We start from the raw sequence: 24,615 nt of genomic DNA, 5'->3' as shown, positions 1-24,615 counted from the left end.
CATAATTGTACAGGATAGTATGTAATTTTTTAAGAAATATTTTGCGTTATAATTAACTAAATGAACTATAAATTATGAATTTAAAAATTACATTTAAAATCCCCCCTAACTTAAAGGGTATTTTTTTTATTGCTATTGTAAGTTTCTTTTCAATAGCTATGGCAAGTGCGCAGACCATTACAGGAACAGTTTCAGCAGAAGGAGAACCATTGCCTGGAGCTTCTGTTTCGGTTAAAGGAACATCAAAAGGTTCAACTACAGATTTTGACGGAAAGTATTCAATTAATGTAAGCTCAGGAGCAACATTAGTTTTTTCTTATGTAGGGTATGCTACTAAAGAAGTTGTCGTTGGTAATCAAAAAACAATCAATATTAGTTTGGACCCTGATAATCAATTGGATGAAATTGTTGTTATCGGGTATGGTACTCAACGAAAATCAGATTTAACAGGATCAGTTTCTACCATTAAAGCAGAAAGTATAACTCAAACACCTGTTGCACGTGTAGATCAAGCGCTTCAAGGTAGAGCTTCTGGGGTGCAAGTAACACAAGTAAGTGGTGCTCCAGGTGCAGGTACAGTTATTAGGGTTCGTGGAGGTAATTCTATTACTGGTAGCAATGAACCTCTATGGGTTATAGACGGTATTGTGGTTGGTACCAACTTTAACTTGAATAATATTAACAGTAATGATATTAAATCTATTGAGATTTTAAAAGATGCATCTTCTATTGCAATTTATGGTTCTAGAGGAGCAAACGGTGTTGTATTAGTAACTACAAAAAGTGGGAAAAGTACTGGTAGTGGAAAACCCCAAATTACCTTAAACTTATACAACAGTATTCAATTTTTACCTGAGTTACCAGATAGATTAACTCAAGCAGAACAAATTGCATTCACAAATGAGAGTGCAGCATTTAGATCAGCTGCAATTCCATTTCCTAATAATCCTTCTACATATCCTGATAATGATTGGGTAGATTTGGTGTTAGGACCTGCTTTAATTTATAATGCAGATGTATCTGTCTCAGGGGCATCAGATAATGTGAACTACTATACTTCTTTTAATTATTTTAACCAAGAAGGTATCGTAAAAAGCTCTGGTTTAGAAAAATATATTTTTAGATCAAACTTAGATATTAAAATATCTGATAAGGTAAAAGCTGGATTTAGAGTAAACTATTCTAGATTAGAACAAGATAATGCGTTGGCTAGCTACAGTCAGGCTGCATTTGGTATTCTTCGAACACAGCCAGTTTATAATGCTGACGGTTCTTATAATGGATTTAATGATGTTGTTGGTTCTCCATTTTCAAATCCAATAGCAAACATAGCATTGAATACAAATGAAACCAAAGCAAATAACTTACTAGCTACCGCTTTTTTAGAGTATAAGCCAGCAGAGAATTGGATTATTCGTTCAACATTTAGTCCAGAATTTAATAATACAAAACGAAATATTTTTAGGTCTAGTCAGGCACCAGATTTGCTTTCTGTAGGTGATACTGGACAAGGAAGTGCTAGTGTACGCACAATTGCTAGTACTGGGTGGAATAATGAAAATACAATTCAGTATAATACAGAAATAAATGATGATCATAGTATTACTGCCCTTGCAGGAGCTTCTTTTCAGAAAGCTTCTACAGAAATTGCTGAAGCAGAAGCTTTTGGAATTACGAGTGATGCTACAGGCTTTAACAGTTTAGGTAATTCAGACCCAACAAGATCAGTTGTAAGCAGTTCATTCTCTGGATTTCAAATTGCTTCTTTTTTTGGAAGATTAAATTATACTTACAAAGACAAGTACTTGTTAACATTAGTAGGAAGAACGGATGGTAGTTCTCGATTTGCAAAGGGTAATAAATACGAGTTTTATCCCTCAGTAGCTGCAGCTTGGAAAATTTCTGAAGAAGAATTTATGCAAAACCAAGATGTTGTTAAAGACCTAAAATTAAGAGCAAGTTGGGGAAAATCTGGAAATCAAGCGATAGGACCTTACAGAACATTTGGTCTTTTAACAGCTGCAAATACTACACTTAATGGAGCTGAAGTACCTGGTTTAACATTAGGTAGACCTGCGAATCCAAATTTAAAATGGGAGACTACAAACTCATTTGATGTAGCATTAGAAGCATCATTGTTTGGAGGTAGGGTTTTTACAGAATTTAATTATTACTATAAGAAAACAGATGATTTATTATTAGATGTTACTATACCTAGGCAAACAGGTTTTACAAGTCAATTACAAAATGTTGGATCTCTGCAAAATCAAGGTTGGGAACTTTTAGTGAATACTAAAAATGTAAACACAGATAATTTTCAATGGAATTCTAATATAACATTATCATCTAATAAAAATGAAATTTTAGACCTTGGAGGTGTTGATTTTATTGATGTTGTAGTAGATCCAATTATTGGTTCTGGTAATACACGTTTAATTGTTGGAGAATCAGTTCCTGTATATACAGGGGTTAATTATTTAGGAACATGGAAAAGTCAAGCAGAAATTGATGCATCTGGTTTAACTGCTCAAGTAGTTGGTGGATCAAGATTTGAAGATCTTAATGGAGATGGAATCATATCAACAGAAGATAATGTGGTTTTAGGAAGTCCATTTCCAGATTTAATCTTTGGGTTTGAAAACTCATTTTCTTACAAAAATTGGGATTTCTCATTTTATTTCCAAGGAACTTTAGGAAATGAAGTATTTAACTTAAATATGCGTAATAATTATTTTAATAGAGGAGAGACCGTAAAATTTGGTGATTTAAGAGATCGCTGGACTCCACAAAATCCAACATCAGATATTCCAAGAGCTGGTGCAGATTCTGTAACAAACACTCCACCAAACTCTCAGTATGTTGAAGATGGATCACATTTACGTCTTAAAACAGTAAGATTAGCTTACAATTTTCCTGTTGATGAAATAGGAATTTTAAAAGGTGTTAAAAATGCCACTTTTTATATGTCTGGATCTAATTTGTTTTTATTATCTAAAACAAGATTAATAGACCCAGAAGCTAGTAATTTTGGTAGAACAGGACTAGGAAATATAGCACAAGGTTATTTAAGTGCCCAATATCCAAACCCAAGAGTTGTAACATTTGGTTTAAACTTAACTTTTTAATAACAAACAGACATGAAAACAAATAAAATATTTATATACATCTTCATACTTTTTACAAGTATTAGTTGTGAAAGTTTTTTAGAGGAAGATCCAAGGTCGTTAATTTCTCCAGACACTTTTTTTGCATCAGAAAATGATGCAAGACAAGCGGTTCAAGGAATGTATGCTATCTTAAAAAACAACTCCATTTATGGACAAGTTGGGCTAGATCATTTTTACGATAATGGTGCAGATATTATAGAACCTAACCGTGCTGCAAATTTTGTACAACCAATTGGAAATTATACATTAAACGAGGCTTTAGCAGATGTTTCAGTTCAAAAGATGAGTGTTTCTGATACATGGAAAGATTTGTACAGAACTATACTAAATGCAAATGTAATCATAGAGAGAGTTACAGGTAATGAAGCTATAGGCTCTAAAGCAGTGAGAACAGATATTATTGCAGATGCAAGATTTATTAGAGGTCTATGTTATTGGCACATTACAAATCTTTGGGGAGATGCTCCTTATTACACAGAAGTACTTACTCTTGAAGAGATTAGTAAACTGGGAAGAACAGATGAGTCGACTATTTTAACAGGAACCTTAGCAGATTTACAATTTGCTCAAGATAATTTACAAGATTCATATTCTGGTGATCAAAGTGGTAGAGCTTCTAAATGGGCAGCAGCTATTGTGATGGCTAAAATTTACATGAAGCAAAAACAATGGCAATTAGGTTTAGCAAAATCTGAAGAAATTATAAATCAATCTTCTCATATTTTGTTACCTACTTACAATGAAGTGTTCGACCAGTTTAACGAATATAATGCTGAAATTATTTGGTCTTTAGATTTTGCTAGAGATATAACAGGTCAATTTGATCCACCATTTGCAGGTAGAGCATTTGCAGGTAATAGTAACTGGAGACCAAGTATGTTTAATCCTCGTTTAAGAGATGAACCTAAAAACTCAAATGAAAGAGATGCATTAGGTGCTGCACTTAAAGCAAGAGGTGAGGCATTTAATGGTACAGGCTTGCAAGTTGCAGCTAAAGATTTTGCAGAAAAATTCCCTTTAAACGATAAAAGAAGAGAATTAAATATTGTAGATAATTATTTAGGTTTTGATTTAGTATTTCCATATATGGCTAAATTTTGGAACTTAGAATTAGATCGTTCTCCTCGTTTTAATCACTCGGATAATAGAATGATTTTTCGTTTAGGTGATGTTTATTTAATGGCGGCAGAATGTGAAAATGAATTAAATGGTCCAACAGCAAAGGCATTAAATTATATGCACGCTATAAGAAAAAGAGCTTATGACAATCAAGCTGATTGGGATATTACAGGTGTAAGTCAACAAGGATTTAGAGAAGCGATGTATGATGAGCGTAAATGGGAGTTAGCAGGAGAAGCACATAGAAGATTTGATTTGATTAGATGGGGTATTTTATTAGATGTAGTTCAGAATTTAGAATACCGTTTCTGGCAACCAAATGTTAACATTAAGCCTTATCATGTTAAATTACCTATTCCTTTACAAGAATTAGAATTAAATCCAGCGTTATTGGAGTCAGATCCAACAAATAATGGATACAGATAGAATTAGTTTGAATTGATTTATTTGGATTGAAACCGAAAGAAATTTTTCTTTCGGTTTTTTTATTTAATCTATTATAGGATTAAGTATAGTCAGTTTTTAATATAACTATTAAGCAATACAAATTAGGGTAAGAATTAGACAAATTAAGTGATATTCCTAATTGCAAAAGATATGCTAAAATTAGTATCATTAAGTAGAATTCATGATATAATAAAAGAGTATTTAAGGATGATTGCTATCTGCAGATGAATTTGTGTGATAAGGGTTTGGAAAAAATAAAAATGATAAACAATCTAAATTTAGATTAATGCTATAGAATTACTCTGTAAGTTGTTTTGTAAAAGAAACTTGTGTGTTAAGTTTATGATAGTGTAAATCTATGATAAAGTAAAAAAAAGACTCATGCTAAGGTTTAGCCAATTTATAAGTATAATTTATTTATACAGGATGGGTATTTATGAAAGAAAAAAATTAAAAGCAAAAGACATACATAATGTATGTCTTTTGCTTTTAATTTTAACAAATAGAAATAGAATGTTAATGTTACTTCTTTTTCCAAATATTTTCCATCTCTTCTAAAGTTTTTCCTTTTGTTTCAGGGATGTATTTCCAAACAAACCACATGGCTAATAAAGACATAGCACCATACACCCAATATGCAAATCCGTGATTAAATTGCTCAGTAAGTGCAGAGTTGTCATTCATCATTGGGAATGTTAAGGATACTAAATAATTAGAAATCCATTGGGCAGCAACTGCTATTGCCATTGCTTTTCCTCTAATTTTATTTGGGAATATTTCCGATAATAATACCCAAGTAACTGGTCCCCAGCTTAACGCGAAACTAGCTACATATAACATCATACATCCTAAAGCTAAATAACCAGTTGCGCCTGAGAAAAATACAAAACCTAAAGCTAACATAGCTACAGCCATACCTAAAGCCCCTATTAACATTAGTGGCTTTCTACCTTTTTTATCTACAGTTTTTACGGCTATAATTGTAAATAAGAAGTTTACAATACCAACAATAATGGTTAGTAATAGAGCTCCATCAGTATCTGGATCTATAGATTTAAAAATTTCTGGAGCATAATATAACACGACATTAATCCCTACAAATTGTTGAAAAACAGAAAGAAGAATACCTATTATAATTACTGTCCATCCATAAGACAGCAGTTTTCCAGAAGTTTCTACAACAGAGTTTTTAATTTCTGATAAAATTCTTTTTCCTTCTACTTCTCCATTTACCTTAACTAAAACATCTAAAGCTTGTTGAGGTTTATTTTTTAGCATTAAAGAACGAGGAGTGTCTGGTACAAAAAATAGTAATCCTAAAAATAATCCTGCAGGTATCACTTCTGAAGCAAACATCCATCTCCAACCCACTTCATTTAGCCAAGCATCAGAACCACCACCTCTAGAAATAAAGTAGTTAACAAAATAAACCACCATAAAACCACCTACAATAGCTAATTGATTAAAAGAAACTAACCTACCTCTACTATTTGCGGGTGCAATTTCAGCAATATATAAAGGAGATAGCATTGATGCTAAACCAACACCAATACCACCGATAACTCTATATACAATAAAGATGGTAGAAAAAGTATGATCTAATTCACCAATAGGAGCAATTAACATTTCTGGCATTGCAGAACCCAAAGCAGAAATTAAAAATAGAATTGCTGCTAGAATTAAACCTTTTTTTCTCCCTAATTTTTTACTAATTAATCCGCCAAAAATTCCACCAATAACACAACCAATTAATGCACTAGAAACTAAAAATCCTTTAAAGGCACTAGCTGCAGTTTCGGATAATCCTTTTGGTGTTACAAAAAAACTTTCTAGAGAGCCTACTGTTCCAGAAATAACACCTGTATCGTAACCAAACAGAAGTCCGCCAAGTGTTGCAACTAAAGTTAATTTTAATAAATATTTAGAATTGGATGATGAACTCATAGGTTTGGATTTTGTATATATTAGTTTATAATGTTCTCAAAAAAGGTCTTACTGCTATGTATAATTAAGGTTTGTAATGTTTTTCTATGTTGTTTCTGCTAGCTTAAATTTATGTGATTGAAGTTTTTATTTCAGAGTTATAAATTTTTACAAAAATGCAGTTTTATTTAACTTTTTACTAGATAACAATTTTAATTTTTTTAAGAACAAGGTTTATCCTGTACTGTCATGATAATTTTATGGAATATTACTAGTCGTTTTTTTGTGGGTGGATTCTTAAAACAAACAGTAGTGTACAGGATGCTTAAGGTAGTTGATCATTGTATTTTTATGAAAAATTAGGATTTACAATGAAGTATTTTTTCTTTAAATTATTGCTTTTAAGTTTTACAATATCTTGTTTTTCTCAAATTAAACACGGTTTAAGAGATGATCAAGGTAGACACATTATACCAAGAGGTTTTGTAATCAATACCAACGATCATAAAGGAGAAGTTTTTTTTAATAATGATGATTATGCAAGACAGGTTAGAATGGGGGCTAATTACCAAGTTATCCGTTTAGAACTAGGTAGAGTTAGCGAATTTCCTGGAGGACAAGTAGAGCAAAAATATTTGCAAAAACTAGATGAATTGGTTGCTTTAGGAAAAAATCACGATATAAAAACAGTTTTTAAAATGACGGTTTATGGGGTTGATAAATTTGTTTGGCAAGAATTTTGGAATAACAAAAAAGACAAACAATACACGACTTATATAAATGCTTGGAAAGTAATTTGGGAACGTTTTGCAGAAGAACCCTATGTAGTTGGTTACGACGTTGTAAATGAACCTAGAAAGCTAGAGATGGATATTTCTTACAAAGATTTAACAGATAAATATTTGGTGCCTTTGTATCAGAGAATTATTGATGAAAGCCAGAAAATAAATCCGGATAAAAAGATTTTATTTCAGTCTATTTTCATGAATAAAGGAGAAAAGATAGACAACAATCAATATGCTGAAATTACATCAGCTATAAATCGAAAAAACATTGTTTTTGCACCCCACATTTATCAAAACAACATTAATTATATTCAAAAAAATATGGATCGTTTTGATAAAGAATCAGATATGTTAAAAGCACCAATTTTAATTGGAGAATGGGGTTTTCCAACTTTTGCAAGAACAGACACTACTTTAGTAGGTAATTTAGGGCAATTAAAATATAGAGAACTCTATATTAGAACAGCAGAGGTTTTTGATAAAATGGGTGTGGGTTCCATAAAAGCATGGTTTTTAGGAAACAGAACTATGCAAAATTTTTTACCTGGAGGACCATCAACTTGGTCTATTTTTAGTGATAAAACAGATGCAGGTACAGTTGAACGTAAATATATTACAGATGTAATTTCAAGACCTTTCCCACAAGCAATTGCTGGCGATATTCAGTCGTTTTTATTTAATTTTGCAAAAAGAGAATTGAATATCCATTTCAAATCAGATAATAAAAAAGGCGCTTCAAAAATTTTTATTGGAGCCAACAGGCATTATCCAGATGGTTTTTCAATTATTGTAAATGATGATTTTATAATGTATTACAATCCACTAAAAAATGTAGGTTTAGAAGTTTATAAAACAACTAAAGATTCTAATCCTGCAGATTTTATTTGGGATACTAAAACCCAAAAACTAATTGTCTTAAAATGGGGTAAAGACAATACAGAATATCAGATTAAAATAGTTCCAGGACTTCGTAATTTTTAAATTTATATATAATTAACAATGATCAAAAAGAATTTAGTATTACTTTTTTTAAGTGTTGCATTTTTAGCAAATGCGCAACAAGTAAGACACATAGAAACCATCAATGAATCATGGTCTTTTTATAAAGGAAAATTGAAGAACCCTTTTGATAAAGCTTCAAAAGTTTCTTGGGAAAAAGTAACCATACCACATTCTTGGAATACCGAAGATATTTTAGATGATGAGAAAGGCTATTACAGAGGAGAAGCTTGGTATAAAAAAACAATGACGATTCCTCAAATTCACGAAAATCAACAAGTGTTTTTGTTGTTTGAAGCAGCCAATCAAGTTGCTTCTTTATTTGTAAATGGAAAAAAAGTAGGTAAAGATCACATAGGAGGATACACCACATTTGCAAGAGACATTACCTCAGCTTTGAAAAAAGGAGCAAATGAGATTGCAGTTAGAGTAGATAATTCGCACAATGATGAAATTGTACCACATTCAGCAGATTTTTCATTTTATGGAGGTATTTATAGAGATATCCAGTTAATTATTACCAAGCCAGTACACTTTGAAGTGGCTAACTTAGGAGCTAATGCTGTATTTATAAGAACACCAGAAGTTTCAGAAACTTCAGCTAAAGTTACTGTACAATCTAAATTAGTAAGACCCAAAAAAGGAAGGTATTATGTAAAACAATCTTTGTTTGATGCCAATAACAATTTAGTAAAAGAAGTAAAAACAAAATCAAAATTTCATAAAGATGTTTTTAGTTCTTTTTCTGTGGAATCGCCTAAATTATGGTCACCAGAAAATCCATATTTATACAAAGTAGTTACTGAAATTGTAGATAAAAAAGGGAATGTTTATGATAGAGTAGAAAATCCTTTAGGTTTAAGGTGGTTTAGTTTTGATGCAAAAAAAGGATTTTTCATCAACGGGAAACCAACCAAGTTAATTGGTACCAATCGCCATCAAGACTTTTTAGGAAAAGCTAATGCAGTAAGCGATGAAATTCATAGAAACGACATCAAGCTATTAAAGGATATGGGTTCTAATTTTTTACGTATTGCTCATTATCCACAAGATCCAGCAATATTAGAAATGTGTGACAAATTGGGTTTGGTAGCTACGTTAGAAATTCCTTTTGTAAACAAGGCAGCAGCTAATGAAGCAGGTAAACAAAATACGGTTAATATGTTAAAGGAAGCCATTCGTTTCAATTACAACCATCCGTCTATTGTTGCTTGGAATTTAGGGAATGAAACAACCATGAAAGCTCCTAAAACATTTGGCGAAGAATACATAAAACATTTTGTAAGCACGCACGAGGTATTGGCGAAGACCATTAAAGAAGAAGATAAAACTCGATATTCGTATTCTGTGTTTTTTAGAGAGCCAGCATATCAAGACAGATTGGGTATCCGATTTACAGAATTGGTAGGCTATAACAAATACTATGGATGGTATGTTCAAGAATTAGAAGATATTGATAAAAACTTGAGAAGTTTGGTAGCTCGTTCATTAGAGTTAAATCCAGATAAACCATTTATTTTAAGCGAATATGGTGGAGGTGCAGATCCAAGAATCCGTTCTTACAACCCAACTCGATTTGATTTTAGTGTAGATTATCAGTTTTTATTGCATAAATACTACATGAAAACCATTCTAGATATGCCAGAGATAGTGGGTGCAAATGTTTGGAATTATGCAGATTTTCAAGTGGAACATCGTAGAGATGCTGTGCCACACATTAATAGTAAAGGATTGGTGTCTGCAACAAGAGAGAAAAAAGATGTGTATTATTTATACCAAGCTTTGTTAAAAAAGACCCCTTTTTTAGCAATTTCATCTAAAGGATGGAACAAAAGGTCTGGTATTTCCGATGTCAAAGACGGAACTTTCGCAACACAACCTATAACTATAGTTGGTAATGCTAAAGATGTAGAGGTATTTGTAAACGGCACTTCATTAGGTAAAAAAGCTTTCGAGTTTTCTACTGTAACTTTTAATATCCCTTTTGTAAACGGACAAAATTTAATTGAAGTCATTAGTGAAAAAGATGGAAAAATATTGAAAGATGTAGCTATTATAGATTTTAATTTGATACCAAAAGATTTAAAAAGTAACACCAATAAATTTGAAGAGTTAGCCATTAATGTAGGCTCTTATTGTTATTTTATAGAAACTGATAATATGGACTATTTATGGATGCCAGATAAAGCATACGAAAAAGGTAGTTTTGGTTATGTAGGTGGAGAGTTACTAAAACACCCAAGTAAAAGAAGAAATGCTATTGGTACAGATGTTAGTGTAAAAGGAACAGACAACGATCCTATATACCAAACACAACGTATAGGTATTGAAAGTTATAAATTTGATGTACCAAAAGGAACGTATGAACTGTCTTTGTCTTTGGCAGAATTAAAATCCAAAGAAGATAATGAAATGGATATTTTAGTAAACAACAAAAAAGTTTGGTCTAACTTAAATTTAAAAGCTGAGTATGGAGGTGATAGAGGTGTAACCAAACGTTTTTTAGTTTCTGTTGATGATGAAAATGGAATAACTATCGATTTTAAGTCTTTAAAAGGAAAAACACGATTAAGTGGAGTGAAATTAAGAAAGGTATATTAACCTGCTTATTTTGGTATTAATTAAAAGAAAAAGCCTCTTGATATATTGTCAAGAGGTCTTTTATTTGAACTAGTTTTTAATTTTAGGAAATTAATAAAGTTAAAAAGTACTTAATGATTCCCTGACACTACAGGATGAGTTTGTGTTAATATAGTTGTCTTTTTGGTTAAAATATTTAACTTCTAAATAAACATTTGTAGAAATGAAAAAATATATATTCCTTTTTCTAATGTTACTTTTAGTTTCAGCAACTATAAAAGCACAAATATTTACGCAAAATTTTGAAAGCTCAACATTACTTTCAGATTATGTAAGTAATACTCCATCAGCTACTCAATTAAGTGAAGTACATTCAGAGCCAGGTGTTGATGCTAGTATAACAAACAAAGCATTAAGAATAGAAAAAACAGCATTCTTAAGAACTTATTTTTACCGTACACCAAACCCTGCATTAACTGAACCTCCAAAATTTGTGCAGTTCAAGTTCGATTTCGAAGTAACCAATAATAGTCAAGACCACCCAGATAATCGAAGAGAAATTCCATTTTATTTTGGACCAACATTTGAGGCAAATGGTACATCAATAAGTACTTTTCATAGTCGATTTGGTTTGGGTATTAGTGCTACACCAGGTAATTTCTTTTTAAAAATTTTAGATAATGGCAGCACAAAATCAACAGAATTTTCAGGAAAACAAACCATTACATTAATTATTAATAATTCCGGTAAAGATTTAAACTATACTGCGCCAAATGAAAGTACAGAAACTATCGGTAACGATAAATGGGAAATTTGGGTAGGAAACACAAAAGTATTTAACGAAGTATCTGCAAAGAATAAAGATTTAAACTTAGGAAGTTTTAAATTTCAATACAATTCATTTTTACCTAAAGCTATTTTAGATTTTGATAATATAGAAATGACAGCTTTAGAAGAAAAAGAAATAGAAGCTGGAGAAAAGAATATAGAACATCCACGTATTTGGGTTAAAGATTCAGACAAACAATCTATTTTAGACAAAATTAACACTGTTACTTGGGCTAAAAAATTATTTGATCAATATAAATCTAGAGTAGCTAGTTTAAAAAGTTCTCATGGTGCAAATCCGCAAACAATTGTAAATTCTATACCTGCATTACCAGGAAGTAGAACAACGCACAGAGAAAGGTTAACTATGGGTTTTGATGCTGCACTACTGTATTGGCTTACAGGAGATAATGATTATGGGCAAATAGCTGCTGATATTTTACATCAGTATACAACTGAAATTTCAAAAAAATCAGGAAATATAGACTTTCATAAAGGTAGTGGAAGCACTTATTTAATAGATTCAAGAGAAGCTTATACGAAGCCTCCTATGATTTACGATTTTGTATTTGGTTTTTTAATGAAACCAGAAACCACCGTTTATGATAAAAGTACCCAAACTAGAGTTAAGTTTAATTTTACGAAAGCTGAAACAGCATTTAAAAAATTAGCAGACAATGTTTTTAGTAGAGGAGGATTAAATAATAATCACCCAGTATTGGAAGCGCCTGGAGCACTTTTTAATACGCTTGCTATTGATGATGATGCAACACGAGAGGCTTATTTTAATAAGTTTATGAATGGAACTTCTAGGCAAAATGGTTTAACTTGGATGATGGAGGAATGTAAAGAATCCGGAATTTGGCCTGAGTCAACGGGTTATACGCTAGGGCCACAGCGCATCATTTTAGAGTTAATGGAAATAGTAGATAAATATAAGCCGTCATTAAATGTAGTAGACGATAATCTAGATATCATAGAAAGTAGTTTTCTGTTTGAAGATTTCAGGTTTCCAAATGGAAATGAGGTAATGCGATTTGGAGATGGCCACAGAACACGTCTAAACACACAAGCTCTAATGGAACGTGTTGTTGTAATTACTAACAGAAAAGGATACACCAATTTTAAAGATAAATCAGAAGCTATTTTAAAAGCAATTTACGATAATAAATCTAATGGTTATAATCCAACGGTTTCAACTCAATCTTTAGAGTGGAATAACCCTTTGCAATTGTTGTATAATATTGATGTTGATGCAACAAATGTTATGCCAATTAATTACAATAGATCAATCAATATTAGTCACGCGGGTATTACTATGCAAAGAAATATAAATACAACAAATGTAGAAGAATATGGTTTAATGGGCTATACAGGAGGTGCACATTATGTACATTCTCATTTATCAGGAATAGATATGGAACTTTATGGCTTAGGAGTAGTTTTAGGAACTGGAGGAGGAGATGTTGGGGCTAGTGCTAGAAATGGAGAAGAATTTAGAAATTATCATAGAATATTTGCAGGTCATAACACAGTTATCGTAAATGGAAAGTCTAAAGGAGGGGGAAAAGGTTCTTGGAAATCAGACAATCAATTGTTTATGAATAAAACTCAAACTTTGGCTATAGAACCAAAGTCGCGAGAAGATGCTATAGCTAATGAGTTTTCATTTTCAGCACAAGAGTTAGATGATAAGATAAATAACGCAAAACAACAACGTGTTTTTAGTGTCATTAGAACGAGTAATACTACAGGTTATTATTTTGATTTATTTAGATCAAAATCATTAGGCACAAATGATTTTCATGATTATGTTTATCATAATGTTGGTAACGGTGTTTCTTTGGTAGATGAAAATAACAATCCTCTTCCATTGTCTTCAAGAACAGGAAGATATACATCTACTCCTAGTGTTTATAATAACAAGACAATTCATTTTCCAGGATGGCATTATTTTGAAGACGTAGAAACATCTAACGCAACTAAGCTTGGTGTAAAAGCAACTATAGGAATGACTAGGCAAGGTACAAGATACATGCATGTTATAATGCCAAGTGGAGAAAATAGAGAGTACACAGCATGTAAAGGGCCAGCTACTATAGAAGCACAAATGGGGTATAAAGATGTTAAAACACCAATTTTAACAGTTAGACATATAGGTGAAGCCTGGAACAAGCCTTTTATATCCATATTTGAACCCTCTAGAAAAACAGATGGAGCCGTAAAATCTGTGGAAAATTTATATCAAGAGGATAAAATAGTGGGTGCGAAAGTAGTTTCTGACATTAATGGAACAATAATTACAGATTTTATTATTTCAAATGAAAATAATTCAGAAACGTTCGAATCTATTAATTTAGGAATAAGTTTTAAAGGTAGATTTGCTATTGTAAGAACTAAACAAGAAGTAGGTAAAGAAACTAGAGATGTCTCTATGTATATTGGAGAAGGACAACAACTTACTTTTTTAGATGAAGAATTAATTGCCGATTCAGAAGGTAAAGCATACTCAGAAGTTTTTAACAGACCTTTATCTACAAAAGATAATTTAGTTTCAACAAAATCTATTTTTGGGTATCCAAACCCAACCTTTGGTAAATTAGAAATTACTGTTCCTAAAGAGTTAACTAAGGTTAAAACTGAAATTTATACTTTAAGAGGTCAATTGATAGCTTCTAGTCTACAAAATACCAATAACGCAAAAGTTAGTTTAGATATTTCAGACTATGTAAAAGGAATTTATTTAATTAAAGTTAATTTAGATAAGCCAGTTTATTTAAAAATAATAAAGAATTAATAGATGAGTTTATTTGTAAAGAAATGATTAGTTTATATAAATAGATAAATCATTACAAATTAATTACGGACTTACATTTAATCATTATCAACCCAGTTCATTTTGAAGTAGCAAACTTAATAGCAAATGCTATTTTTATTAGAACTCCGGAAGTTTCAGAAACTTCTGCAAAAGTTTCTGTAGAATCTAAATTGTTAAGAAAAAAAAAGAACGTATTGCGTAAAACAATCTTTGTTTGATGCTAATATCAACTTGGTAAAAGCAATTAAAACCAAGTCTAAATTTGGTAAAGATGTGTTTAGCTATTTTACCGTTGAAAACCCAAATTATAGGTTTAGAAGCGTATAAATTTGATGTGCCAAAAGGAACCTATGAAATCTCTTTATCTATGGCAGAACTAAAATCTAAAGGAGAAAATGTGATGGATATTTTAGTAAATGGAAAAAAAATCTGGGAAAATCTAAATCTTAAAAAACAGTATGGAAAAGACAGAGGTGTAACCAAACGCTTTCTAATTGCTGTAGATGATGAAAACGGAATTACTGTCGATTTTAAAGTGGTAAAAGGAAAAACAAGATTAAGTGGAATTAAATTGAGAAAAGTACATTGATTTTTTATATAAGTAAAGATAGTAAAGACAAAACATTTACATCTTATTAACAGGAAATCTGAGTAATTTAGTTGTAACAATATTAGAAAACAGGTTTTTTTTAGCCGGTACACATATAAATTTGTGTGTTTACATAAATCCTAAAATTGTTAAAAACTTACTTTTTAATTACAATAATATGTACAAAACAGTATAGTACAGGATACTAAAAACTAAGAAAAGTTTTTAATTGCATGTAAATTAACTATATAAATATAATATTATGAAAAAAATTACTTTAAAAATCACTGCAATCTTATTTATTGCATTATCAGCTTTTCAAACAAATGCACAAGCAGACGCAGTTTGGACTAAAGAGGGTTGGTATACATTAGGTGCAGAAGGAACAGATCTTTTAATGACAATAGATGGTGCTACACTTACTTTAATTTGGGCAGCTCCTAAGACTGGTGCTGATGCAAATTTACAAGAGTTTCGTATCGTAAATCATAGAACTCCTTCTTCTGCTGGTCTAATGGAAATTACTGCAGATGTAACGCCTGGACCAGGTTTAATTACATTAACTACCAATACTGAAGACCCAGGTCCAGATGCAACAACTGGTGAGAAAAGAGCACTAGGTTTAGCTATAAAAATAGGAGCACCTAAAGAAGTTACACCACTTGTTGGAGATTATTCAGGTTTAGATCAGTTTCAGAGAAGAAAAACGAAAGTTGATGCAGATGGAAATTATGATGCTGGTGGATCTAATCCATCAGCAGGAAATAATGCTTTATTTCTTAGAACTTCATGGGACAATGGTTCAAGATTTGGTGTTGCTCCAGTAGCAGGTGAGCAGGTTAAATTTGATAATGGTGCAATTGACGTAATACGTTTCAACTTTGTTAAAGATCTTGAAACAGCAAGTGTTAATACATTTGGTGCAGAGGCGTTTTCTATTTCTAATCCAATAAACAATACATTAACTATTAAAGGAGCTACATCTAAAGTTAGCAAAATTAATATCTTTTCGGTTTTAGGTAATAAAGTATTATCAAAATCTGTAAATAATGTTAATGGAGATATTAGTTTTAATACAAGTACTTTATCAACAGGTTTGTATATTGTAGAGTTGACAGGTGCAAATAACGAAAGATTTACAAAAAAAATTATCAAGCAGTAAGCTTAAAATTTTAATAATTTGTAAAAACCCTATTCTTTTGAATAGGGTTTTTTTTAATAAAAAAAATATTTTTCTCACTAATAAAACTAAAAATATTTTATTAGTAAAACCTTTACACTTTATTATTAGCAGGACATTACATGATAGTTTTATTATAAATAAGATGTATTTTTATAGCTACTATTATAGTAAATAAAAATTAAGTTTTTTTGTTTAAATAATTTAAATTAAAAATGAGGTAATGCTCTACTTAAAATATGAAAAAAAAACAGATTAAATTTTTGACTAGTGTTTTCTTTTTACTTTGTTGTAGTTTTTTGGTAAATGCACAAGTGACTTTAGAAAAAGAAATCAAGATATCCGACTTGGGTTTACATTTTGATGGGAGTAAGGTCTCTGGAGGAGCCTCAAATACGGGAGACAATGCTCCCTATGATTTTTTCTTTGGGCGAAACATTTCTGCTCATGGAGATGCAGTAAAAGCTTTTGGTAATTATGTATTTATGACTTGGTATCGAGGAGGGAAATCAGATCGCCATATGATGTTATCTAGATATAACAAAATAACAGGTGTTGTCTCCACTATCGAGTTTCCACATAGGCATACAGGATATCAAAACCGTTATTGGATAGGTGAATCACATAATACAATAGCAGTAGGTATTAGCCCATTAGATGGTACAATTCATTTATTGTATGATATGCATGCATATAGTGCTAACAGACCTTCAGATGGTAGCTTAGCAAACGATTATTTTCGATACTCTTATTCGGTAAAAAATGCTGCAACATTACCAGATGAAGATTTTACCATAGATAAATTTGTTTTAGATAATGGAGCTGCAGGTGATTACAAGCACTTACGTACGCCAGGAAATATATCACAATCAGAGTTCGTGGCATTAACTTATCCTAGTTTCTTTTTAAATGATCAGGGAGATTTGCTGTTTTTTATGCGAGAAGGAGGTAACAATAATGGAATGTATAAATTTAGTAAATATGATGCAAACAAAGGCGAATGGCAGAATTTTACAGATTTTAATAGATTGAATGCAAAAAGTCAAGCTGGTATAACGTATAACTGGGGGTTATATGGAGATATTAAATACGTAAATGGTAAAATACGAATTGGTTTTCAAAGAAGATTATCAAACAATAATGATAAGTACCAATACCAAAATGGTATTTATTATGCCTATTCAGATGATCCAAGTGGTGCTACGCAGTGGAAAAATTATAAAGGAGAGTCCATTAACTTACCTTTATTAGATGCAGATGATATAAAAGTAATGGAACCTGGAGATTTTGTAACTACTAACCAGGCAAATAAAGTTCATATAGTAGGTAATTTCGATTGGACAGTAACTGCAAATGAAGACATTCACTTTATTAGTAGAGTTAAAGACAATGAAAATAATGTCACTAAATTTTTACATACTTATAAGCCATCAGGTGCATCAGATTTTATTACATCAGAAGATTTTGCAGGCGGTACAGCATTATATACTTCAGGGAATGATGTTTATCTAATAGGTTTGAATAACGGACGTGTTTTTGTCGAAAAAACAGCAGGAGGTACACACAATTTTGAACGTGTTTACGAACAGACTGGAGGTAGACAATATGATCATGGAGTAGTACATATAAGTAATGGTAAGGCATATTATTATCTAATGGAAGACAGCTCAGGTAATGCACAGCCATTATACTTACAAATTATAGATTTAGATATCGTACCATTAAATCCTTTAGGAGTAGACAATTTCACAATTCAGTCTTTTGGTGAAACCTGTACAGATATGGATAACGGGAAAGTTATTATCAGCGGAAACGCAAAACACGATTATATAGCTACTATTGATGGTAAAGAGTACGAATTTGACAAAGATAAAACGATAGGGAGCTTAAAACCTGGGGCTTATGATTTAAGTATTGAAGTAGTTGGAAAAAATTTCAATCATCATTATCAATTAAATATAGAAGAAGCACCTACTTTATCGGGTAAAATAAGTATCGATAAAAAAACAGCAAAGGTTTCAGTTCAATCAGGAGAAGCACCATACAAAGTTATAAAAAATGGAGTTCAAATATTTGAAACGTATCAATCTAACTTTTCTGTAGATGTTAATCATGGAGATAACATCCAAATAAAGAGTAAAACTGCTTGTCAAGGAGAGTTATTAAAAACGATTAATTTATTAGACGATCTAAAAGCATACCCAAACCCTACAAGTGGTACATTTGAATTATTTATACCTAGTGATATAAAAACTATTGATTTAGAAGTGTATAATATACGATCTCAATTATTAGTTTCAAAAACCTATACTGTAAAATCAGGTAAAGTTCAATTGAATATTGCAGACAAACCAAAAGGCGTTTATTTTGTAAAAATAAATTCAAATAAACCATCATTTATTAAAGTAATAAAAAACTAAGTAAGATGAAAAAAACATATTTATACTTCATGTTAACATTATTATTGACTACAATATCTTGTGGTAGTGATAGCGGAAATGATATACCAGAACCAGAACCAGAGGTAGAAAATACAGCACCTACTACCCCTAGTTTAGTATATCCATTAAATAATACTGTTTGTATTGATAACAATATAATTTTTAAATGGAATGCATCAACAGATGCAGAAGGAAATGCGATAACATACATGTTAGAAGTTTCAGAAAACAGCGCGTTCTCTCCATTATTAGAAGCACAAAATAGCTTTTCAGAATCAAAGTTAATAAGCTTAGATAAGGGAAAAGCATATTATTGGCGTATCAAAGCAGTAGATAACAAATCTGCAGAAAGTGAATATTCAGAAGTAAGTCAATTTTTAACAGAGGGTAATGGTACAACTAATCATATACCATTTGCACCAAGTTTAGTGGCTCCTGCTTTGAATTCTGAAATCGATGGTACTAATACTACCTTAAGTTGGTCAGCATCAGATGTAGATGGAGATGCTTTAACTTTTGATGTGTATTTGGATACCAATTCAGAGCCAAATACTTTGGTTTCAGAAAATCAATCAGAGACTACTTTTAATGCTACAAATTTAAGTGCATCATCAACATACTACTTTAAAATAGTAGTTAAAGATGGTAATGGAGCAACTAGTATAGGTCAGGTTTGGAGTTTTACTACAAAATAGAATCATAAAATTTAAATAATATATTGGCTGTTATAATCAAGATGATTATAACAGCTTTTTTTATATTTAAAATTAAAATAATAGAAAGTTATGCAAAGATTAGCCTTTAAAATGAAATTAAATCCTGGACAAAAAAAAGCCTATACAAAACGTCACAATGAGCTTTGGCCTGAACTTAGAAAGTTACTTAAACAAAATGGAGTTAGTGAATATTCCATTTTTTTAGATGAAGAAACTAACACTCTTTTTGCTTTTCAAAAAGTGTCAGGAGAAGGAGGATCGCAAGATTTAGCATCCAACGAAATTGTAAAAAAATGGTGGAATTTTATGGCCGATATTATGGAAGTTAATCCAGATAATTCCCCAATTTCAATCCCTTTAGAAGAAGTTTTCTATATGCCTTAGTACTATACAAAGGTTCTATCAAGTTTTAGGTCAGGACACTACAAGATACTTTCCTGTTTTTTCAAGTTTACCTTTACAATAACTTGATAACACTCTATAAATGAATATAATTACTTTTAATAAACGTAACATAGCATTATGTGTACTACTCTTAGTTTGTTACCATTCATTTTCACAAGTAACTTTTGAGAAAGAAGTAAAAATAACTAATATAGGTCTACACTTTGATGGTTCTAAAGTTGGGAGTTCAGCCGCAAATACGGGAGACAATGCTCCCTATGATTTTTATTTCGGTAGAAATATTTCTGCTCATGGAGATTGTATAAGAACCTATGGAAAATATGTATTTATGACTTGGTATAGAGGGGGTAAAGGAGATCGTCATGTAATGCTAACTCGTTATAATACAGAAACAGGCACAAGCGTAGATATAGAGTTTCCTCACAGACATACAGGATTTCAAAATAAACCTTGGATTGGAGAATCTCACAACACAATAGCAGTTACAGTAAGTCCTTTAGATGGTACCATTCATATGTTATACGACATGCATGCATACAGCCGAACAAGACCTTCTAATGGTGGTTTATCTAATGATTATTTTAGATACACTTATTCAGTTAAGAACGCGGCATCTGTTTCTGACGCTGAATTTACCTTAGACAAATTTGTGAAAAATAGCTCTAATGGGTACAAGCATTTAAGTTTAAATGGAGGTAGGCCAGGTTATCCAGATGAAGAATATTCAAAATATGCTGCGTTAACGTATCCGCAATTTTTCACCAATGATTTGGGTGATATATTTATGTACATGCGCGAAGGAGGTAATAATAACGGAGCCTATAAGTTTTCTAAGTATGATGCAAGTACTTCAACTTGGTCAAATTTTACACATTTTAATGTTTTAAATGCGAAACGTCAATCTGGTATTACACACAATTGGGGGCTTTATGGAAACATGAAATATGTAAATGGAAAAATACGAATAGGTTTTCAAAGAAGGTTGGCCAATAATAATGATAAATATCAATATCAAAATGGAGTCTATTATGCCTATTCTGATAATCAATCTGGTGCTGATAGTTGGAAAAATCATTCAGGAGAATCTTTTTCATTACCACTTTATGATGCTGATAAGATTAAGGTAATGGAGCCTGGAGATTATGTGTCTACTACAAAAGCAAATCAAGTTTATATTGTTGGTAGTTTTGATTGGACAGTTACTCAAAATGGAGATGTTCACATTATTAGTAAGGTAAGAGATAAAGACAATAACGTTACCAAATATTTGCATACCTACAAACCTTCAGGGGCATCAGATTTTATTACATCAGAAGATTTTGCAGGTGGTACATCAATTTATACAGCAGGAAATGATGTTTATTTTATAGGTCTTAAAAACGGTAGAATTTTTATTCAAAAGACAAAAGGAGGTACCAATAATTTTGAAACGGTTTATCAAGCTAATTCTGGTAGAAAATTTGATCATGGTAGAGTGCAAATTGCAAATGGTAAACTTTATTATTACTTGATGGAAAAAAAATCAGGAAATGCACAACCTTTGTATCTTCAAATAGTAGACTTAGGTATTATCAAAGAACCGTTTAGAGTTTCATTAACTTCCCCTGTTAACGGACAAAATTATTACATAGATAGAGCAGTTCAAATTTCAGCAAATGCTTTTGATGAAAATGTAGGAATTGCAAAAGTAGAATTTAGAGTAAATGGCACTTCTATTGACGAAGATACAACCAAACCATACACTATAAGTTGGACCCCAACTTCAGAAGGCGCTTACACCATACAAGCAGTAGCGTATAACAATAGTAATGAAACAGTTTCTTCTTCAGAAATAACGATTAATGCACAAAATTTTGATTCTACAGATATAAATGGTAAAGTTTTCAGATTAAAAAACGTTGCCACTGGAAAATATTTAAAATCTTCTGGGTCTAACGTAGAGGAAAGCGATTATGTTGCTAACGATGATTCTTTACACTGGAAATTTGTTAAAACAAATATTGGAGACACAGAATACTATAACATAGATAGTGAAGTAAATGGAGTTTTAAGAGGTGGAGGTTCTGGAGTAGGAAACACAATAATTAGTACAGGTAGACCTTCGCCAAATAGCGATGTAGATAAAGTTTGGACATCTAATTACATAGAAACTGAAGATGTTTATAGGTTTAATGTTAAAGATGGCAATAACTTTTTATATCATCAAAACGATGATAAATTTTATAACATTGTTGCAAATATAAATGATGCTAGAAGTAAATGGATTTTAGAGTTGGCTAATGAAGCACCATTAAGTATTGATGACGAAAAAATTGAATCATACTCAGTAGATATTTATCCAAATCCAGCAAAAAATAACTTTACTTTATCGTTTCAAGGACTCACAAATGTTGATATAAAGATTTATAATATTCTTGGAAAAAAGGTATATCAGAATAAAACTTCTAAACAAAGTATTTTAATAGACAATAACAATAAGTTTAAATCAGGAATATATCTTGTTAGAATTGTTGGAGACAATCAAAAAGTAATTCATAAAAAATTAATTATTGATTAGATTTTAAAATCGAAAATCTTTACTTACAAATCATCTTGCTTTTTAGCAAGATGATTTTTTTTACGGTATAGAACAGGATACAATTTTAAAAAAGAGAAGTATCTTAGAAAACTTCTTTAATCTTTCAATAAATTTTATGAAAAGACGTTCGTTTATCCAACTTTCTGCATTAAGTAGCTTAGGGCTTTTGTTTCCTTTACACTCTTGTAATTCAGGCAGTCACAAAATCATCAATTTAGAAGAGTTAACTGCATTTCAAAAACAATCTTTTGATCTTTTAAAAACGTGGTGTGATGCTATGATTCGCGATCAAGTAAATGACAAAAATAATCCTATTACAAACGGAACATTATATTGCCACGCTTGTAAAACCGTTCACGGACGTGCAAACGATGCTGTATATCCATTTATGTATATGGCAGATGCAACAGGAGAAAAAAAGTATTTAGATGCTGCACTTAAGTTGTTAGATTGGTCTGTAAATGTTGATGGACCAAAAGGAAGCTGGACCAATGACATCAACCCAAAATCTTGGAACGGAATTACAGTTTTTGGCGCTATTGCTTTAGGAGAAGCGTTGCATCATCATGGTCATATATTGTCTAAAGAAGACAAAGCAAAATGGGATGCTAGATTAAAAGAAGCCATTGAATTTGTGTACAATCGATTTGATATGCATTTTAGTCATATCAATTATCGTTTTACAGCAGTATATGCCTTGTACTTTTTAGGCACTTATTTTAACGAAGAAAAATACATTAAAAGAAGTGATGAGTTTTCTGCGTTTATTCCAGATTATTTAACAGAACCTAATAAATTAATTTTTGGAGAAGATAAACCAGATAATGATAAAAGTGCAAAAGGTTTATATCCAATTGATATTGGTTATAATGTAGAGGAAACTTTGAACGGTGTTGTGCAATATGCGATTCTAAAAAATGATGAAAAACTTTTAGACTTGCTCACAGAATCTATGAATGGGCATTTAGAGTTTATGTTGCCAGATGGTGCTTGGGACAACAGTTTTGGGACGCGTCAAAACAAATGGTCGTACTGGGGTAGTAGAACTACAGATGGTTGCCAACCTGCATTTGCACTAATGGCAGATAGAAATCCTGCTTTTGGTACAGCAGCTTTTTTAAGTACAGAATTGTTAGCACGTTGCACAGTAAACGGACTTTTGGCAGGTGGTTTACATTACGAATCTCATGGTGTAAAACCGTGTATCCATCACACCTTTTCGCACGCTAAAAATTTAGCTTTTGTGTTAGATAATTTGGAGGCTACAAAATCGGTTACTAAAGAAACACCTGTTCCAAGAACCGTCAATGATGGTGTAAAACATTTTCCAGAATTAGATGTTTGGTTAGGTGCAAGAGGGCCTTGGAAAAGTACAGTATCTACTTATGATCAAATTTGGAAGAAAAAATACTCAGTTGCAGGTACTGGAGGTGCTTTAAGTGTGTTGTGGCACGATAAAGTTGGTCCTTTGTTTACGGCAAGTATGGCAGAATATTTAATGGTTGAGCCAAATAACCAGCAACCACAACCAGGAATTGATTTTTGTATCACACCAAGAGTAGAGCGTTTTGAAAATGATATATGGTTTACAAATATTCACGACTTAAAGGCAAAAGTAGCTTTTTCCGATACAAACGGAATTATTGATTTTTCAGTAGATGCTAATTTAACCAACAGAGAAAAAGAAGTTGTTGCTAACAATTCTCAAATTCATTTGAATTATATTTTTGATAAAGAGTCTGCAACTATAAAAGCGAAAAGAACAAGTATAGAAGCAAATGGAGATACGTTAGTATTACCTATCATTTCTAAAACAGGAGAAAAGATTGTGCAATCATCAGGAAATACTATCGAAATTCATAAAAAAGAAGTGATAGTTAAAGTAACTAGTAATATTGCAATTAAAATAAAAAAGATGCAAAAAGAACGCATTTTTAATCAAGTGCCAGGTATGGAAGTTTTACCTTTACTAATCTCTTTTCCAAAAGGAATAACTGAAATTTCTTGCGCTATAGAAGTATTTAAAAAAAACACTTAAAA

13 protein-coding genes are annotated in these 24,615 nt (G+C 31.5%); 12 read left to right on the top strand and 1 reads right to left on the bottom strand.

Going from position 1 to position 24,615, the window contains the following annotated elements; genetic code table 11:
• Positions 1-74 precede the first annotated feature (74 nt).
• Together FP421_RS14210 and FP421_RS14205 are read left to right on the top strand one after the other, a co-directional pair.
• Positions 75-3,125: a SusC/RagA family TonB-linked outer membrane protein gene (locus tag FP421_RS14210; protein ID WP_159951718.1), complete on the top strand. Its 3,051-nt coding sequence runs from the start codon at positions 75-77 to the stop codon at positions 3,123-3,125.
• A 12-nt stretch (positions 3,126-3,137) separates the two neighbouring features.
• Complete coding sequence (locus FP421_RS14205) at positions 3,138-4,712, top strand: RagB/SusD family nutrient uptake outer membrane protein (protein ID WP_159951716.1); 1,575 nt, start codon at positions 3,138-3,140, stop codon at positions 4,710-4,712.
• 543 nt (positions 4,713-5,255) lie between these two features.
• Here the strand turns inward: FP421_RS14205 and xylE are convergent.
• Positions 5,256-6,677, bottom strand: a complete 1,422-nt coding sequence (gene xylE / locus FP421_RS14200; RefSeq protein ID WP_159951714.1) for a D-xylose transporter XylE — start codon at positions 6,675-6,677, stop codon at positions 5,256-5,258.
• A 350-nt stretch (positions 6,678-7,027) separates the two neighbouring features.
• On the opposite strand from xylE, the gene FP421_RS14195 reads away from it, so the two are divergent.
• The 10 genes from FP421_RS14195 (at position 7,028) to FP421_RS14150 (ending at position 24,613) form a co-directional block, all read left to right on the top strand.
• Positions 7,028-8,422: a cellulase family glycosylhydrolase gene (locus tag FP421_RS14195; protein WP_159951712.1), complete on the top strand. Its 1,395-nt coding sequence runs from the start codon at positions 7,028-7,030 to the stop codon at positions 8,420-8,422.
• Between the two features lie 18 nt (positions 8,423-8,440).
• Positions 8,441-11,041 (top strand): glycoside hydrolase family 2 TIM barrel-domain containing protein, encoded by a 2,601-nt coding sequence (locus tag FP421_RS14190; RefSeq protein ID WP_159951710.1) that lies wholly within the window; start codon positions 8,441-8,443, stop codon positions 11,039-11,041.
• Positions 11,042-11,243: 202 nt separating this feature from the next.
• Positions 11,244-14,645 carry a T9SS type A sorting domain-containing protein gene (locus FP421_RS14185; RefSeq protein ID WP_159951708.1) on the top strand — a complete coding sequence of 1,134 codons (3,402 nt, stop codon included), beginning with the start codon at positions 11,244-11,246 and terminating at the stop codon, positions 14,643-14,645.
• 292 nt (positions 14,646-14,937) lie between these two features.
• Positions 14,938-15,255 (top strand): malectin domain-containing carbohydrate-binding protein, encoded by a 318-nt coding sequence (locus FP421_RS14180; RefSeq protein WP_159951706.1) that lies wholly within the window; start codon positions 14,938-14,940, stop codon positions 15,253-15,255.
• 262 nt (positions 15,256-15,517) lie between these two features.
• Positions 15,518-16,417, top strand: a complete 900-nt coding sequence (locus FP421_RS14175) for a T9SS type A sorting domain-containing protein (protein ID WP_159951704.1) — start codon at positions 15,518-15,520, stop codon at positions 16,415-16,417.
• Between the two features lie 257 nt (positions 16,418-16,674).
• Positions 16,675-18,855 carry a BNR-4 repeat-containing protein gene (locus tag FP421_RS14170; RefSeq protein ID WP_159951702.1) on the top strand — a complete coding sequence of 727 codons (2,181 nt, stop codon included), beginning with the start codon at positions 16,675-16,677 and terminating at the stop codon, positions 18,853-18,855.
• 5 nt (positions 18,856-18,860) lie between these two features.
• Positions 18,861-19,571 (top strand): fibronectin type III domain-containing protein, encoded by a 711-nt coding sequence (locus tag FP421_RS14165; protein WP_159951700.1) that lies wholly within the window; start codon positions 18,861-18,863, stop codon positions 19,569-19,571.
• A gap of 90 nt (positions 19,572-19,661) precedes the next feature.
• Entirely contained in the window at positions 19,662-19,976 is a 315-nt protein-coding gene (gene rhaM / locus FP421_RS14160) for an L-rhamnose mutarotase (protein WP_159951698.1), read from the top strand.
• A 100-nt stretch (positions 19,977-20,076) separates the two neighbouring features.
• Positions 20,077-22,554, top strand: coding sequence for a BNR-4 repeat-containing protein (locus FP421_RS14155; RefSeq protein WP_159951696.1), 2,478 nt, complete (start codon positions 20,077-20,079; stop codon positions 22,552-22,554).
• 136 nt (positions 22,555-22,690) lie between these two features.
• Positions 22,691-24,613, top strand: coding sequence for a glycoside hydrolase family protein (locus tag FP421_RS14150; protein ID WP_159951694.1), 1,923 nt, complete (start codon positions 22,691-22,693; stop codon positions 24,611-24,613).
• Positions 24,614-24,615 lie beyond the last annotated feature (2 nt).

Source organism: Polaribacter septentrionalilitoris (assembly GCF_009832745.1).
GTDB lineage: Bacteria > Bacteroidota > Bacteroidia > Flavobacteriales > Flavobacteriaceae > Polaribacter > Polaribacter septentrionalilitoris.
Note: the sequence above shows the minus strand (reverse complement) of the source record. Positions and strands in the feature narration are given on the sequence as shown.

Bases quoted from the DNA above. Each gene is read 5' to 3' on its own strand.
- FP421_RS14210 (WP_159951718.1), top strand. From the start codon at position 75: ATGAATTTAAAAATTACATTTAAAATCCCCCCTAACTTAAAGGGTATT.
- FP421_RS14205 (WP_159951716.1), top strand. From the start codon at position 3,138: ATGAAAACAAATAAAATATTTATATACATCTTCATACTTTTTACAAGT.
- xylE (WP_159951714.1), bottom strand. From the start codon at position 6,677: ATGAGTTCATCATCCAATTCTAAATATTTATTAAAATTAACTTTAGTT.
- FP421_RS14195 (WP_159951712.1), top strand. From the start codon at position 7,028: ATGAAGTATTTTTTCTTTAAATTATTGCTTTTAAGTTTTACAATATCT.
- FP421_RS14190 (WP_159951710.1), top strand. From the start codon at position 8,441: ATGATCAAAAAGAATTTAGTATTACTTTTTTTAAGTGTTGCATTTTTA.
- FP421_RS14185 (WP_159951708.1), top strand. From the start codon at position 11,244: ATGAAAAAATATATATTCCTTTTTCTAATGTTACTTTTAGTTTCAGCA.
- FP421_RS14180 (WP_159951706.1), top strand. From the start codon at position 14,938: ATGTGTTTAGCTATTTTACCGTTGAAAACCCAAATTATAGGTTTAGAA.
- FP421_RS14175 (WP_159951704.1), top strand. From the start codon at position 15,518: ATGAAAAAAATTACTTTAAAAATCACTGCAATCTTATTTATTGCATTA.
- FP421_RS14170 (WP_159951702.1), top strand. From the start codon at position 16,675: ATGAAAAAAAAACAGATTAAATTTTTGACTAGTGTTTTCTTTTTACTT.
- FP421_RS14165 (WP_159951700.1), top strand. From the start codon at position 18,861: ATGAAAAAAACATATTTATACTTCATGTTAACATTATTATTGACTACA.
- rhaM (WP_159951698.1), top strand. From the start codon at position 19,662: ATGCAAAGATTAGCCTTTAAAATGAAATTAAATCCTGGACAAAAAAAA.
- FP421_RS14155 (WP_159951696.1), top strand. From the start codon at position 20,077: ATGAATATAATTACTTTTAATAAACGTAACATAGCATTATGTGTACTA.
- FP421_RS14150 (WP_159951694.1), top strand. From the start codon at position 22,691: ATGAAAAGACGTTCGTTTATCCAACTTTCTGCATTAAGTAGCTTAGGG.